This is a genomic window from Rhizobacter sp. AJA081-3, assembly GCF_017795745.1.
GTDB lineage: Bacteria > Pseudomonadota > Gammaproteobacteria > Burkholderiales > Burkholderiaceae_C > Piscinibacter.
Map to the genome: position 1 here is coordinate 4,141,194 of NZ_CP059067.1, position 14,599 is coordinate 4,155,792.

Annotated in this window: 13 protein-coding genes and 1 tRNA gene; 12 read left to right on the forward strand and 2 right to left on the reverse strand. The window is 65.8% G+C overall.

Features of this window, described 5'->3' with window-relative positions; all coding sequences use genetic code 11:
• Positions 1 to 17 precede the first annotated feature (17 nt).
• The 12 genes from HZ992_RS19570 (at position 18) to HZ992_RS19625 (ending at position 12,918) form a co-directional block, all read left to right on the forward strand.
• Positions 18 to 94 (forward strand) — tRNA-Pro (locus HZ992_RS19570).
• A 162-nt stretch (positions 95 to 256) separates the two neighbouring features.
• On the forward strand, positions 257 to 1,972 hold the full coding sequence (gene pilB, locus HZ992_RS19575) for a type IV-A pilus assembly ATPase PilB (protein ID WP_209383489.1): 1,716 nt from the start codon (positions 257 to 259) through the stop codon (positions 1,970 to 1,972).
• A gap of 44 nt (positions 1,973 to 2,016) precedes the next feature.
• Positions 2,017 to 3,237 (forward strand): type II secretion system F family protein, encoded by a 1,221-nt coding sequence (locus tag HZ992_RS19580; RefSeq protein ID WP_209383490.1) that lies wholly within the window; start codon positions 2,017 to 2,019, stop codon positions 3,235 to 3,237.
• 10 nt (positions 3,238 to 3,247) lie between these two features.
• Positions 3,248 to 4,099 carry a prepilin peptidase gene (locus HZ992_RS19585; protein WP_209383491.1) on the forward strand — a complete coding sequence of 284 codons (852 nt, stop codon included), beginning with the start codon at positions 3,248 to 3,250 and terminating at the stop codon, positions 4,097 to 4,099.
• Between the two features lie 13 nt (positions 4,100 to 4,112).
• Positions 4,113 to 4,733, forward strand: a complete 621-nt coding sequence (gene coaE / locus HZ992_RS19590; RefSeq protein WP_209383492.1) for a dephospho-CoA kinase — start codon at positions 4,113 to 4,115, stop codon at positions 4,731 to 4,733.
• Positions 4,734 to 4,776: 43 nt separating this feature from the next.
• Positions 4,777 to 5,532 carry a cell division protein ZapD gene (gene zapD / locus HZ992_RS19595; protein ID WP_209383493.1) on the forward strand — a complete coding sequence of 252 codons (756 nt, stop codon included), beginning with the start codon at positions 4,777 to 4,779 and terminating at the stop codon, positions 5,530 to 5,532.
• A complete protein-coding gene (locus tag HZ992_RS19600; RefSeq protein ID WP_209383494.1) occupies positions 5,529 to 5,738 on the forward strand; it encodes a DNA gyrase inhibitor YacG in 210 nt (69 codons plus the stop codon). Before zapD ends, HZ992_RS19600 begins: the two co-directional genes overlap by 4 nt.
• Positions 5,738 to 6,325, forward strand: a complete 588-nt coding sequence (locus tag HZ992_RS19605) for a hypothetical protein (RefSeq protein ID WP_209383495.1) — start codon at positions 5,738 to 5,740, stop codon at positions 6,323 to 6,325. The genes HZ992_RS19600 and HZ992_RS19605 overlap by 1 nt, the downstream gene beginning before the upstream one ends.
• A gap of 191 nt (positions 6,326 to 6,516) precedes the next feature.
• A complete protein-coding gene (gene groES, locus HZ992_RS19610) occupies positions 6,517 to 6,810 on the forward strand; it encodes a co-chaperone GroES (RefSeq protein ID WP_209383496.1) in 294 nt (97 codons plus the stop codon).
• A 48-nt stretch (positions 6,811 to 6,858) separates the two neighbouring features.
• A complete protein-coding gene (gene groL, locus HZ992_RS19615; RefSeq protein ID WP_209383497.1) occupies positions 6,859 to 8,505 on the forward strand; it encodes a chaperonin GroEL in 1,647 nt (548 codons plus the stop codon).
• Positions 8,453 to 10,591 carry a DUF1631 family protein gene (locus HZ992_RS19620; RefSeq protein ID WP_209383498.1) on the forward strand — a complete coding sequence of 713 codons (2,139 nt, stop codon included), beginning with the start codon at positions 8,453 to 8,455 and terminating at the stop codon, positions 10,589 to 10,591. Before groL ends, HZ992_RS19620 begins: the two co-directional genes overlap by 53 nt.
• Before the next feature lie 122 nt (positions 10,592 to 10,713).
• Positions 10,714 to 12,918, forward strand: coding sequence for a patatin-like phospholipase family protein (locus HZ992_RS19625; RefSeq protein WP_209383499.1), 2,205 nt, complete (start codon positions 10,714 to 10,716; stop codon positions 12,916 to 12,918).
• 7 nt (positions 12,919 to 12,925) lie between these two features.
• Here the strand turns inward: HZ992_RS19625 and HZ992_RS19630 are convergent, their stop codons facing one another.
• Together HZ992_RS19630 and yihA are read right to left on the reverse strand one after the other, a co-directional pair.
• Positions 12,926 to 13,828 (reverse strand): alpha/beta fold hydrolase, encoded by a 903-nt coding sequence (locus HZ992_RS19630; RefSeq protein ID WP_209383500.1) that lies wholly within the window; start codon positions 13,826 to 13,828, stop codon positions 12,926 to 12,928.
• On the reverse strand, positions 13,825 to 14,565 hold the full coding sequence (gene yihA / locus HZ992_RS19635) for a ribosome biogenesis GTP-binding protein YihA/YsxC (protein ID WP_371816756.1): 741 nt from the start codon (positions 14,563 to 14,565) through the stop codon (positions 13,825 to 13,827). The genes HZ992_RS19630 and yihA overlap by 4 nt, the downstream gene beginning before the upstream one ends.
• Positions 14,566 to 14,599: the final 34 nt, after the last annotated feature.

A 14,599-nucleotide genomic window follows, 5' to 3' on the forward strand; every position in this document is an offset into this window, starting at 1 on the left:
CGCGCAGCGACCGATTTCGGGGTGTAGCTTAGCCTGGTAGAGCGCTACGTTCGGGACGTAGAGGCCGGAGGTTCGAATCCTCTCACCCCGACCAATCCTGCCTGCACAAGATCTAGCCATCGCTTCATTTTGTTGCATCTTCCGGCGCAGACGCGCGGGAATTGTTGGCTTCGCGCGCGCCCCCGGTCGTTTACAGTGCCTTGTGGATCAGCGATCATGATCCGCTACAAAGCAACCTAGCGGCAATCCATCCAACGTGGACACATTGGCAGAAGCCCCCCAGTCGGCCCTTTCCGGAGTGGCACGGGTGTTGGTGCACGCCGGCCGCTTGAATGCCAAGACCGCTGAGGATCTGGTCAAGAGCTCCAAAGAAAAGAAGACCAGTTTCATCTCCTCGGTGATCTCTGCCGGTGCCGTAGCTCCCTCTGATCTCGCACACACACTTTCGGCGGCACTTGCGCTACCGCTTCTTGACCTCGGTTCCATCGACGTCCAGAAGTTGCCCAAGAACGTCATCGACGCGAAGCTGGCATTTCAGTACCAGATCGTGGTGCTGGGCAAGCGAGGCAATCGGCTGTTCATCGGCGGCGCCGACCCCACCGACCAGGAGGCTGTCGAACGCATCAAGTTCGCTACTCAGCTTTCGCCGGAGTGGGTCATCGTCGAGCACGACAAGCTCGGCAAGATTCTCGAATCCACAGGGGCAAGCGCAGCGGAGGCGCTTGAGTCATTGTCGTCGGGGGACTTCGAGTTCGACGTCACCGACGACGTCACGACGCCGCAGGAAGCCGAGGCGGCAACCGATGTCGAAGACGCACCGGTCGTTCGCTTCTTGCAGAAGATGTTGATCGACGCGATCAATGCACGTGCGTCCGATCTCCACTTCGAGCCCTACGAGTACCACTATCGGGTCCGCTTTCGCGTCGACGGCGAGCTTCGCGAGATCACCCAGCCGCCGATCGCGATCAAAGACAAGCTCGCCTCCCGCATCAAGGTCATATCACGTCTGGACATCGCCGAAAAGCGCGTGCCGCAAGACGGTCGCATGAAGCTGAAGTTTGGGAGCAAGGCGATCGACTTCCGCGTGAGCACGTTGCCGACGCTGTTCGGCGAGAAGATCGTGATCCGGATCCTGGATCCGTCCAGCGCCAAATTGGGAATCGAAGCCCTGGGCTACGAGAAGATCGAGAAGGATCGGCTGCTCAAGTGCATCCAGCGCCCCTACGGCATGGTGCTCGTGACCGGCCCGACCGGCAGCGGCAAGACCGTGTCGCTCTACACCTGCCTGAACATCCTCAATCAGCCGGGGGTGAACATCTCCACGGTCGAGGACCCGGCGGAAATCAACCTGCCCGGCATCAACCAGGTCAACGTGAACGACAAGGCGGGCCTGACCTTCGCGGCCGCGCTCAAGTCCTTCCTACGCCAGGATCCCGACGTGATCATGGTCGGCGAGATTCGCGACCTCGAAACCGCAGACATCGCGATCAAGGCGGCCCAGACGGGCCACATGGTGATGTCGACGCTGCACACCAACGACGCGCCCACGACATTGACGCGACTGCTGAACATGGGTGTCGCACCGTTCAACATTGCCTCAGCGGTGCTGCTGATCACGGCACAGCGCCTAGGTCGCAAACTCTGCGAGAACTGCAAGACACCAGCCGACTACCCCCGCGAGGCCATGCTCAAGGCGGGATTCCAGGAGACGGACCTGGACGGCAGTTGGAAGCCCTATCGCGCAGTCGGATGCTCGGCCTGCAGCAATGGCTACAAGGGTCGTGTCGGCATCTACCAGGTGATGCCCATCTCGGAAGAGATCCAGCGGCTGATCCTCGCCGAAGGCACCGCCATGGATCTGGCTTCTCAAGCCCACCGCGAAGGCGTGCGGGACCTGCGACAGTCGGGGCTCATCAAGGTGCGGGCTGGGGTCACGACGCTTGAAGAAGTGATCTCGGTGACCAACGAATAGCACGCACAAATCGAAGGGCGGGGGGCAAATCTCCCGGAATGACCATGGCCACTGCGGCAGCTGCAAAGAACATCAAGGACCTCGTCTTCGAATGGGAAGGCAAGGACAAGAACGGCAAGATCGTTCGTGGCGAGATGCGCGCCGGCGGTGAAGCGATGGTCAGTGCCAGCCTTCGGCGGCAGGGCATCCTCACCACGAAGGTCAAGAAGCGCCGCCTCAGCGGCGGCCGCTCGATCAAGCAGAAGGACATCGCGGTCTTCACTCGGCAGCTCGCGACGATGATGAAGGCCGGCGTTCCGCTGATTCAGTCCTTCGACATCGTGGCTCGCGGCAGCAGCAACCCGAAATTGACCCGACTTCTGACGGATATCCGCTCGGACGTCGAGACCGGAACGAGTCTGTCCGCCTCGTTCCGCAAGCATCCGCTCTACTTTGACGCGCTCTACTGCAACCTCGTGGAGGCTGGCGAAGCGGGCGGCATCCTGGAGGCCCTGCTGGATCGCCTGGCGATCTACCAGGAAAAGACCATGGCGTTGAAGAACAAGATCAAGTCGGCACTGATCTATCCGGTGGCCGTGATGGTGGTCGCATTCGTGGTGCTGGCGGTCATCATGATCTTCGTGATCCCGGCCTTCAAGGACGTCTTCAGTTCGTTCGGCGCCAATCTGCCGGCGCCGACACTCTTCGTCATCGCTGTGTCAGAGATCTTCGTCTCCTACTGGTATCTGATCTTCGGCATCATCGGTGGCGGAACCTACTTCTTCCTCGAGTCATGGAAGCGATCGGTGCGCATGCAGAAAGCCATGGACCGCCTCCTTCTTCGAGTTCCGGTTTTTGGTGATCTGGTCAACAAGTCTTGCATCGCACGCTGGACGCGAACCCTGTCGACGATGTTCGCCGCTGGCGTTCCGCTGGTGGAAGCGCTCGACTCCGTGGGCGGCGCATCCGGCAACGCAGTCTTCCAGGAGGCCACCGAGCAGATCCAGAAAGACGTCTCCACCGGTTCGGCCTTGACCACCTCGATGCAGACGACGGGCGTGTTCCCCACGATGGTGATCCAGATGTGCGCCATCGGCGAAGAGTCAGGGGCGCTCGACCAGATGCTCGGCAAGGCCGCAGAGTTCTATGAGGACGAGGTCGACGAAGCGGTCAAGGGCCTGTCCAGCCTGATGGAACCGTTCATCATCGTCATCCTCGGCTTGCTCATCGGCGGCATCGTCGTGTCGATGTACTTGCCGATCTTCAAGCTGGGCCAGGTGGTCTGACGCGCGCCCGATGGACGCGCCATCCTTGCAGGGGCTGCTGACGCCGCCGGCCCTGGCTTTGTTCGGGCTGTGCATTGGCAGCTTCCTCAACGTGGTCATCCATCGGATGCCGCTCATGCTCGAACGCGAGTGGCGCGCCGAAAGCGCAGAACTCCTGAGCGTGCAGATCGAGCCGGCCGAAACGCTGACGCTGTCCCGACCGCGCTCCCGCTGCCCCTCGTGCGGCCATGCAATCACCTGGTACGAAAACATCCCGGTGCTCAGCTACCTGTGGCTTCGCGGTCGCTGTTCCGAGTGCAAGACGCGCATCTCCCCGCGCTACCCGCTGGTGGAACTGCTGACCGGCATCCTTTTCGGCCTGATCGGCTGGCGCTTCGGCGCCACCCCCGTAGCCCTGCTGTGGTGCGGCTTTGCGGCCGTGCTTGTCGCCCTGTCGGGCATCGACTGGGACACGACCTTTCTGCCCGACAACCTCACGCTGCCGTTGCTCTGGGCGGGTCTGGTCAGCAGCGCGGCCGGCTGGACGATCCCACTGTCTGACGCGGTCTGGGGCGCCGCGGTCGGCTACCTGTCGCTCTGGTCGGTCTACTGGCTGTTCAAACTCACCACCGGCAAGGAAGGCATGGGTTTTGGCGACTTCAAGCTGCTGGCCGCGCTCGGTGCATGGCTCGGACTGAAGATGATCCTGCCCATCGTTCTGGCTGCATCGATCATCGGTGCCGTGATCGGGATCGTGATGAAGCTCGGGGGTTCACTGCGTGAGGGCCGCTATGTGCCCTTCGGCCCGTTTCTGGCCGGCGCAGGACTGGTCGTGATGCTGGCTGGGCCGGCGCGCGTGCTCGGGCTGATCGGCTGGGCCTGACGAGGTTGTCGCGATGCCGCGCCGGGCACCGTTGCGCATCGGCCTGACCGGAGGCATCGGCAGCGGCAAGAGCACGGTGGCGAAGCTGCTGGCCGGGCTCGGCTGCATCGTCATCGATACCGACGCCATCGCGCGCGCGCTCACGCAAGCAGCCGGATCGGCGATCCCGATGATCGTCGCGGAGTTCGGCCCCGATTCGATCGATCAGACGGGTGCCTTGGATCGCAGCCGCATGCGCCAACTGGCCTTTGCAGATCCGTCGGCACGGCGACGGCTCGAAGGCATCCTGCATCCGCTGATACGAGATGAAACCTCGCGGCAGGCGGCGGCTGTCGATACTGGCACCGTGGTCTTCGATGTTCCCTTGCTGGTGGAGTCCGGGCGTTGGCGTGAACAGGTCGACAAGGTGCTCGTGATCGACTGCAGCGAGGCCACCCAGGTGGCTCGGGTGGTGGCCCGATCTGGCTGGACGGCTGACGCTGTGCAGTCCGTGGTGACCCAGCAGGCCGATCGCAGGGCGCGTCGGAGCGCGGCCGATGCCGTGATCTTCAACGACGGCATCACGCCGGTGGAACTTGCCCGCGCGGTGCAGTCTCTCTGGACTCATTGGTGTGAAGAGCCTGTGAAACAATGACCTGCAAGGCAATACGCACTGAAGCGGCCCGGGACCTCCAACCTTGATCCTGTACGAATATCCCTTCAACGAGAGCATCCGCACGATGTTGCGGCTCGAACATCTGTTCGACAGGCTCGGCCAGTTGATCGAGCGGGATGCGCCCGTCGACCACCACTATGCGCTTGCAACCATCTTCGAGGTGATGGATGTCGCTTCTCGCGCCGACCTGAAGTCCGATTTGCTCAAGGATCTCGAGCGGCAGAAGGTGCAGCTCAACGGTTATCGCGGCAACCCTTCGATCTCCGAGGCCGCGCTCGAGGCCGTGCTGGCCCGGGTCGACCAGGCGTTCAACGGACTGAATCAGCTGCCGGGCAAGGCCGGTGCGGTGCTGACTGGAAACGAGTGGCTGATGAGCATCCGCAGCCGAATCAGCATTCCGGGAGGGACCTGCGAGTTCGATCTGCCCGGCTACTACGCGTGGCAGAAACACGATCCGCAGCGCCGCCGTGCCGATCTGCTGCATTGGGCCAGTTCACTCATGCCCCTGGCACAGGCGTTGTCGGTGCTGCTGGGGCTGCTGCGCGATTCCGGCGTCCCGCACAAGGTGGTGGCGACGGGCGGGCAGTTCCAGCAGAGCCTGCCGCAGGGTCGCGTCTATCACCTGTTGCGCCTGCGTCTGCCGCAGACGCACGACTTCGTCCCCGAGATCAGCGGCCATCGCTTGATGGTCTCGATCCGCCTGATGCGCCAGGACGCCGAAGGGCGTCTTAAGGCCAGCGCCGAGGACACCAGCTTCGAACTCACCTTGTGCGCATGAATCTGCCGAACAAGCCGCGCATCGTGCGCTGTCCGGGCTGTGGTGGCCCCAGCGAATACGGCCCGGGAAATACGTTCCGGCCCTTCTGCAGCGAGCGCTGCAAGAACCACGACTTCGGCGCTTGGGCGACCGAGAGTTACCGGGTCGGCAAAGCCGGCGATCCTTCGCCGGACGATGCCGACGGCGATATTCTTCCGCATCACTGATGCGCAACGCTGCCTGGCTCCTGGCTCCCGCTGTGGCCGCGACGCTCGCTGCCTGCTCCAGCACGGCCTTCACCCCGCAACCCGTGTCGCCGGCTGGCATGCCCTACGCCAGTCTCGATGAGGGCAGCTATGGGTCGCGGTCCACCAGCCGGTTCCGCTTCTGCGACCCGCAGGACAGCTCAAGCGGCGCGGCCAACGCCTCCGCCGCCCCGCCCACCCGGCTCGGCGCCGCTGCCCAGGCAGTCACTTCGGCAGCGGCGGCGCCGGTCCAAGGCCTCATGAAGGTCGATGTCAGGCTGCACGGTCTCGACCTCACCGGTGAGTTCAGAGACCCGGTCGGGTCGAACGTCCCGCCCGTCGCCGTGCTGTCGCACACCAAAGACAGCATCGTGTTCTGGCACTCAGCGCGTGCCGTGGGCCTGCAAGAGGTGTCCAAGGCCGCCCAGGCCTATTGCGGCCGATCCCGGCAAAGCATGCTGTACCGCGGGTCGTCGACGCGCTGTCCTTCCGCCGAACGCGGGCTGACCGGTGCGGCCGTGGTGAACACCTACGCCATCTCGGCTTACGCCTGCACCGCTCGCCCTTGAGGGTGCTGCCGGGCAGCCCCAGCCCTTGAAAGCCTGGGACTCAACCCTATAATGCTTTCTGCTAGCACTCGCCTGTGGTGAGTGCCAACGCCGCCGGACAGGGACACGTCTCCCGAAGCGGCGAAGTGAATGAGTGCATACATTGCCTCAAACCCCATTGGAAGCTAGTTCCGAGTCATCAAGGAGATGCTATGAAACTTCGTCCGTTGCACGATCGCGTGATCGTCAAGCGCCTGGAACAGGAAACCAAGACCGCGTCGGGCATCGTCATCCCCGACAACGCCGCCGAGAAGCCCGACCAGGGTGAAGTCCTTGCCGTCGGCCCGGGCAAACGCAACGAGAAGGGCGACTTCGTGGCCCTGAACATCAAGGTCGGCGATCGGGTTCTGTTCGGCAAGTACAGCGGCCAGACCGTCAAGGTCGATGGTGACGAACTCCTGGTGATGCGCGAAGAAGACCTCTTCGCCGTGGTCGAGAAGAAGTAATTCGATCCGCCTCCCGCAACACCCTGAACCGAATTCGGAGAACAAGACATGGCAGCAAAAGACGTAGTTTTTGGCGCGGATGCGCGTCATCGCATGGTTGAAGGCGTGAACATCCTGGCCAACGCGGTCAAGGTCACGCTGGGCCCGAAGGGCCGCAACGTGGTGCTCGAGCGTTCGTTCGGTGCCCCGACCGTCACCAAGGACGGTGTCTCGGTCGCCAAGGAGATCGAGCTCAAGGACAAGCTCCAGAACATGGGCGCCCAGATGGTCAAGGAAGTCGCTTCCAAGACCAGCGACAACGCCGGTGACGGCACCACCACCGCCACGGTGCTGGCCCAGTCGATCGTGCGCGAAGGCATGAAGTTCGTTGCCGCCGGCATGAACCCGATGGACCTCAAGCGCGGCATCGACAAGGCCGTGCTGGCCCTGACCGAAGAGCTGCGCAAGGCCTCCAAGCCCACGACCACCAGCAAGGAAATCTCGCAAGTCGGCTCGATCTCGGCCAACAGCGACGAGTCGATCGGCAAGATCATCGCCGACGCGATGGACAAGGTCGGCAAGGAAGGCGTCATCACCGTCGAAGACGGCAAGAGCCTGAACAACGAGCTGGACGTCGTCGAAGGCATGCAGTTTGACCGCGGCTACCTGTCGCCCTACTTCATCAACAACCCGGAAAAGCAGAGCGCGGTTCTCGACAACCCGTTCGTGCTGCTCTACGACAAGAAGATCAGCAACATCCGCGACCTGCTGCCCACGCTGGAGCAGGTGGCCAAGTCGGGCCGTCCGCTGCTGATCATCGCCGAGGAAGTTGAAGGCGAAGCGCTGGCCACCCTGGTGGTCAACACCATCCGCGGCATCCTGAAGGTCGTGGCCGTCAAGGCGCCGGGCTTCGGTGACCGCCGCAAGGCCATGCTGGAAGACATCGCCATCCTGACCGGCGGCAAGGTCATCGCCGAGGAAGTCGGCCTGACGCTCGAGAAGGTCACCCTGGCCGACCTGGGCCAGGCCAAGCGCGTCGAGGTGGGCAAAGAAAACACCACCATCATCGACGGCGCCGGCGCGGCGGGCGACATCGAAGCACGCGTCAAGCAGGTTCGCGTGCAGATCGAGGAAGCCACCAGCGACTACGACCGCGAGAAGCTGCAAGAGCGCGTGGCCAAGCTGGCCGGCGGCGTGGCCGTCATCAAGGTCGGTGCCGCCACCGAAGTCGAGATGAAGGAGAAGAAGGCCCGTGTCGAAGACGCCCTGCACGCCACGCGTGCCGCGGTGGAAGAAGGCATCGTGGCTGGCGGCGGCGTCGCGCTGCTGCGCGCCCGTGCCGCGGTCGGCGCCATCAAGGGCGACAACCACGACCAGGACGCCGGCATCAAGATCGTCATGCGCGCCATCGAGCAGCCGCTGCGCGAGATCGTCGCCAACGCCGGCGACGAGCCGAGCGTGGTGGTCAATGCGGTGATGGCCGGCAAGGGCAACTACGGCTACAACGCCGCCAATGGCACCTACGGCGACATGCTCGAGATGGGCATCCTGGATCCGACCAAGGTGACCCGCACTGCGCTGCAGAACGCCGCGTCGGTGGCTTCGCTGATGCTCACGACCGAGTGCATGGTCGCCGAGGCTCCGAAGGAAGAATCCGCTGGCGGTGGTATGCCTGGCGGCATGGGCGGCATGGGCGGCATGGGCATGGACATGTGATGTCCGCCTGAGCAGGTTCCTTGCTCTCGAGGGGCTGCCGCAAGGCAGCCCTTTTTCTTGGGCACGACGACATAATCGCTGCACCACTTCCAAGCCCGCCGGCATGCCGACTTCGCCCAAGCTGCGCAGGTTCGTCGAAGACGAAATCGAACGCTCCAGCGCGCTGATCGAACGCGTGCTGGCCGGCACGCTCGCCCTGTTGCGGGACCCTCGCGACTCGGGCTTGGCCAGGAGCGAGCGCGAACGTCACTTCGAGCTGGTCGAGGCCCTTCAGCATCAGGGATCCCGGTTCCAGTCGCGCTTCCTCGAAGCGTTGCGCGAAGGCGTGGCACGCGAACTCGCATCGCAGGACGAGACTGATGCCAGCCCGACGGCGCGCGCCGCCGGCGGCCTCGAACTGATGGACGAGTCGCGGGTGGAAGTCGACATCGAGATCTCCCGCGCCATGCAGATCATCGACAGCACAGCCGAGTGGGAACTGCGCGAGTTGCAGACCTTCACTTCCACGCTGTGCGGCCTGGAACATGTCAGCGCCGAATCGAATCCGCTGCGGCCGATCGTCTATGCCACGGCGCTGTGGGAGGCCTCCGGCGCCGTCTCGCCGGTGCAGGCGAACCGTGCCATCCTGCTGCGCCTGTCGGCCGGGGTCGCCGCCGGGCTGCTGAAGTCCGCCTGGGCGGCTGCCAATTCACGCCTGGAAGCACAGGGCGTGGAGCCCGGCATCTACAAGACCGTTCTGCTGGCGCCCGGCTCGGTGCCCGGCCGCAGCGAACCCGCTGCCGTCGTGCGAGTCAGCGGTAGCCTCACCTCACTGATCGACCGGATGCCGGCGGCTTTGCCGGGCGGTGGTGCCCTGCCGGGACTGTCTGCCGGGGGCGGCGACGGACGCGTGGCCGAACTGTTGTCGCGCCTGTTCGCACTGATCCAGGCCGACATGCTCGTGCCCAGCACCGTGCGTGCGGTGCTCGCCCGGCTGCAGGTGGCCGCGATGCGCGTGGCGTTGCAGGATCCATCCATGCTCGAGTCGGCAGACCATCCGGTGTGGCGGCTGATGAACCGCATTGCTTCGGCAGGCGCCTCCTACCCCTTGCCGGGCGACAAGCGGCGGGCCGCCCTGCTGTCGTTCTGCGAGGCCGTAGCGGAGGAGGTCTCGCGATCGCAGGTCGGCGATGCGATGCCGTTCCGGCGCGCCGCTGCGCGCGTCGATGCCTTCCTCGCCGAACAGATGCAATGGCAGCTGCGCGAGGCGGGCACCAGCGTGATCGCACTGCAACGCGCTGAGCGCCGCGAGGTGCTCGAGCAGTTGCTCTCGCAGCGCCTGACCGACCAGATGACCACGGTGCGCACCACCGCGCCCATCCGGCGCTTCGTCACCTCGGCCTGGGCCAAGGTGCTGGCTGAATCCATGGTGCGCTTCGGCGACCATGCCGAGCCGACGCCGAGCTACCTGAAAGCCGTCGACGACCTGCTGTGGAGTGTGCAGACGCCCGACCACCCGCAGAGCCGGCAGCGCCTGATCGGATTGCTGCCGGGCCTGTTGCAGCGCCTGCGCAGTGGCATGGAACTGATCGCCATGCCCGCCGCGGAGCAGCAGGGCGTGCTCGACGAGTTGATGGCGGTGCATGCCGAGGCCCTGCGCCCGGGCCAGCGTGCGGCGCCGACCGCCCTCACGGCCGAGCAGATCGTGCAACGCATGCGCGAAGAAGTCATTCCGGACACCCCTGCGCTGCGCCCATTCCGCGACTCGGTGATCGATCTGGCCTCGATGGAGACCGTGCCGGCAGACTTTCTCACCACCGACGTCGGTGCGCCGGAAGACGCCGGCCCGCGCATCGACGGCCTGGCGCCGGGCGAACGGCTGCGCCTGTTCGTGCACGGACGCTGGTCCCCGGTGCAACTGCTGTGGCGCAGCGACAAAGGCCTTTTCCTGCTGTTCGCCAGCGAGCAGGTCGGCATCACTCACTCGATCACCCGGCGCGCGCTCGAACGGCTGGATGCCGCCGGGCTGATGAAGCCGCTGGAGGATCGCCCGCTCGTGCAGCGCAGCATCGACGCGCTGGTGAACCAGCTCTCGCTGCCGGCGTGAACCTCCCCGGCCCGGCACAATCGCGGGCCATGAATCGAGCCTGGGTTGCAGCAAAGGTGCTGCTCGCTGCGGTGATGTTGTGGGCGCACGGGCCGGTCGCGTTCGCGCAAACTTCTGCGAACATGACCACGGCCCCCGCCGAGCCAGCGGCTGCGAAGCCGGCCGGATCCACCCGCCCGCGCATCGGCCTGGTGCTCTCAGGCGGCGGCGCGCGCGGCCTGGCGCACGTGGGCGTGCTCAAGGTGCTCGAGCGCGAGCGGGTGCCGATCGACATGATCGCAGGCACCTCGATGGGCGCGATCATCGGTGGCCTGTACGCCAGCGGCATGAGTGCTGCTCAGCTCGAGGCCGAGCTGTTGAAGGTCGACTGGAATGCCGTTTTCGCCAGCCGGGTCGACCGCCAGCTGCTCTCACAGCGGCGCAAGGAAGAGGACTTCGAGATCTCGCCGGTCATCGAGATCGGCATGCGCAACGGCGAATTGCGCGCGCCGCTGGGCGCCCTGTCGGGCCGCGGGCTGGAGACGCTGCTGCGCCGCTACACCCTGCCGGTGCGTGACGTGCGCAACTTCGACGTGCTGCCGATCCCGTTCCGCGCGCTGGCCACCGACATGGAGACCGGCAAGCCGGTCGTGCTCTCGCAGGGCGACCTGGCGCTGGCCCTGCGCTCCAGCATGAGCGTGCCCGGCGTGTTCGCACCCACCGAGCTGAACCAGCGCATCCTCGGCGATGGCGGCCTGGTCGACAACGTGCCGGTGGGCGTGGCCCGCGACATGGGTGCCGATGTGCTGATCGTGGTCAACATCGGCACGCCCATCGCCGGCCGTGATTCCTTGTCGTCGGTGACCGGGCTGACGACCCAGATGATCAACATCCTGACCGAGCAGAACGTGCAGCGCAGCCTGGCCACTCTCGGTGAGCGCGACGTGCTGATCGCGCCGGACCTGGGCACGCTCAGCTCGGCCGACTTCGAGCGCACGCGCGAACTGATCGATCGCGGCCAGCGTGGCGCCGAGCCGCTGTCGGCCCGGCTCGCCGGCCTGGCACTCGACGAGGCGACGTACGCGAGCTGGCGGCAGTCGCGCCCGCTGCCCGGCGGCACGGCGGCGCAGGTCTCATTCATCCGATTCGAGGGAACCGAGCTCACCAATCCTCAGCGTTTCGCCTCCCAGCTCGAGTCCAGGCCGGGCCAGCCCTTCGATGCCGCGAAGGCCGAGCGCGATGCACGCCGCCTGGCCGCCAGTGGCGACTACACGCGCGCAGACTATCTGCTCGTCTCCACGCCCGACGGCGACGGCCTGGTTTTTGACGTCGAGGACAAGCCCTGGGGCCCGCACTACTTCCGCATCGGCCTGGACATGGAGACCGATTTCCGCGGCGGCAGCGGCTTCAATATCAAGATCAGCCACAACCGCCACTGGCTCGACGCGAACGGCAGCGAGTGGCGCAACCAGCTGCAGATCGGCAAGGTGCCGCGCTGGTACACCGAGCTCTACCATCCGCTGAACTGGACCCTGGGCATCAGCAACGACTGGTTCGTGTCGGGTTATGCCGAGGTGCAGCGGCGCGACATCACGCAGTACGACAACGACAGCGGCGCCGTGACCAGCCTGTTCAATCGCAAGCTGGGCCGCATCGGCGTCGATCTGGGGCAGCCCTGGGGTGAATTCGGCGAGCTGCGCCTGGGCGCGCTTGCCCTGATCGAGCGCACGACGCCGGATGTGGACGCCAGCACCTTGAGCAGCGTCGACGGCCCCGTCACGCTGCGCGAGCGCGGCGTGCACCTGGGCGCCGTGATCGACCAGCTCGACTTCGCCAACTTCCCGACGCGTGGCTACCGGCTCGAGTCGGAGCTCGTCGCCGGCCGCCGCAGCCGCAGCGGCTCGGGCCTGCGCACCGACTTCACGCGCGTCGAGGCCTCCGGCACGGCGGCACGCAGCTGGGGCCAGCACACCTTGAACGTTCATGCGCGAGTGCAGCGCACGGGCCAGGACAATGCCACCTCGCTGGGCAGCTACACCCTGGGTGGCTTCCACCAGCTGTCGGGCTACCGCAGCGAGCAGCTCGATGGCAACGCGGTGGTGTTCTCGCGCCTGACCTGGTACCGGCGCTCCTTGACCGCCCCGGTGTTCACACGCGGGTTCTTCGTCGGCGCCACGCTCGAGGCCGGCAATGCCTGGGCACGCTGGGGCGACGCGCGCTGGGCCGACCTGCGCAGCGGCATGAGCTTGTTCCTCGGTGCCGACACCGGCCTCGGTCCGCTGTACTTCGGCCTGACCTACGCGCCGCGCGGTTCCACCGGCCTGTACCTGTTCGTGGGCCGGCCCTGATCGGTAGTCAGCTGGACAGCACCCTGTCGATCTCCTGTGCCACCAGCGACGGCCGCTCGTGGACGATCCAGTGCGTGGCCCCGGGCACACGCACCAGGCGCATGTCGGGCACGTAGGCTTCCAGGCCGTCGAGCAGCGCCGGCGGCAGCGCCGTGTCGGCCTCGGCCCAGATCACCAGCGTGGGCACGCGCACCGTCAGCATCTCGGGCGGCAACTGCAGGCTCATGATCGTGTCGTCCGCTGTGAGCGGCGGGCGCAGCGGCGACGCACGGTAGTAGTTGCAGCCCCCGGTGAGCCCCCGACGCCACACTTCGCGGTAGCGCTCGCGCACCGCCTCGGTGAGCCAGCCGCCGCCCGGATGGGCAGGATCGGTCGCGCCCATGCGCTCGAAGAAGGTCCACAACCGGGCGAAGTCGTTCTCCGCCAGCAGCTTCTCGGCGTCAGGGCGGCAGAGGAAGTTCATGTAGGCACTGGACGCCTGCTGCTGAGCGTTGTCTCGCAGTTCACGCAGGAAGGTGGCCGGGTGCGGCGAGTTGACGATCACCAGCCGCTCGATCGATTCCGGGTGCTGGGCCGCCAGGCCCCAGGCCAGCGCACCGCCCCAGTCGTGCGCGATCAGCGCCGCGGCGCGGCCGCCCTGCTGCTCGATCAGCGCGCGGATGTCGCCGACCAGGTGCTTGGCGCGGTACGACTGCGCATCGGCGGGCGCCGACGACCGCTCGTATCCGCGCAGGTTCGGCGCGATGCAGCGGTAGCGCGGCGCGAAATGTTCGAGCATCCCGTCCCAGACGAAGGCCGCCTCCGGAAATCCGTGGAGGAACATCAGCAGCGGGGCGCCAATCGGGCCGGCCGCGCGGCAGCTCAGCTCGATGCCGCCGGGCAGCGTCGCGGTGAAGGTCTCGATCGTCATGCCGCCGGCTCCGCGGCGGGGCGCAGCGACGCCACCCAGGAGCGCAGCACCACGGCCGTGTCGTCGACGCCCCGCTTGTTCAGCGCGGAGAACAGTGTCACGCCGATGTCGGATTCTTCGGTGCTGATGCCCGCCAGCGTGTCGCGTGCCTGCTGCAGGGCCCGATCGCTATCGCGCCGGTTCAGCTTGTCGGCCTTGGTCAGCAGCACCAGCAGCTTGACGGAGCCGTTGACCAGCCGCGGCCCGACGAAGTCGAGCAATTGCAGGTCGAGGTCGGTGAAACCCAGGCGCGGATCGACCATCAGCACCACGCCGGCGAGGCTTCGCCGCACGTCGAGATAGTCGGCCATCACCTTCTGCCAGCGCTGCTTGTCGGTGCGTGAGACGGCCGCGTAGCCATAGCCCGGCAGGTCGGCGAACAGCGCATCGGCCGCGTCGCGCGGGCCGAGCTCGAACAGGTTGATGTGCTGGGTGCGCCCCGGCGTCTTGGACGCGAACGCGAGCCGCTTCTGCTGGGTCAGCGTGTTGATCGCGGTGGACTTGCCTGCATTCGATCGGCCCACGAAGGCGATCTCCGGCAGTTCGCTCTGGGGCAACTGGTCGAGCCGGCTCGCCGTGGTGAGGAAGCGAGCAGTATGGGTCCAGGCCATGGCCCGTCGCGCCTGCGCGGCGTGGTCGGAAGCCGTGGCGGATGCGGCACTCGAGGCCGTGTTGTCAGTGGTTTTGGGGTCGGCCATGAGTCTTCCAGATTGACCATTGTAAAATCTTCGG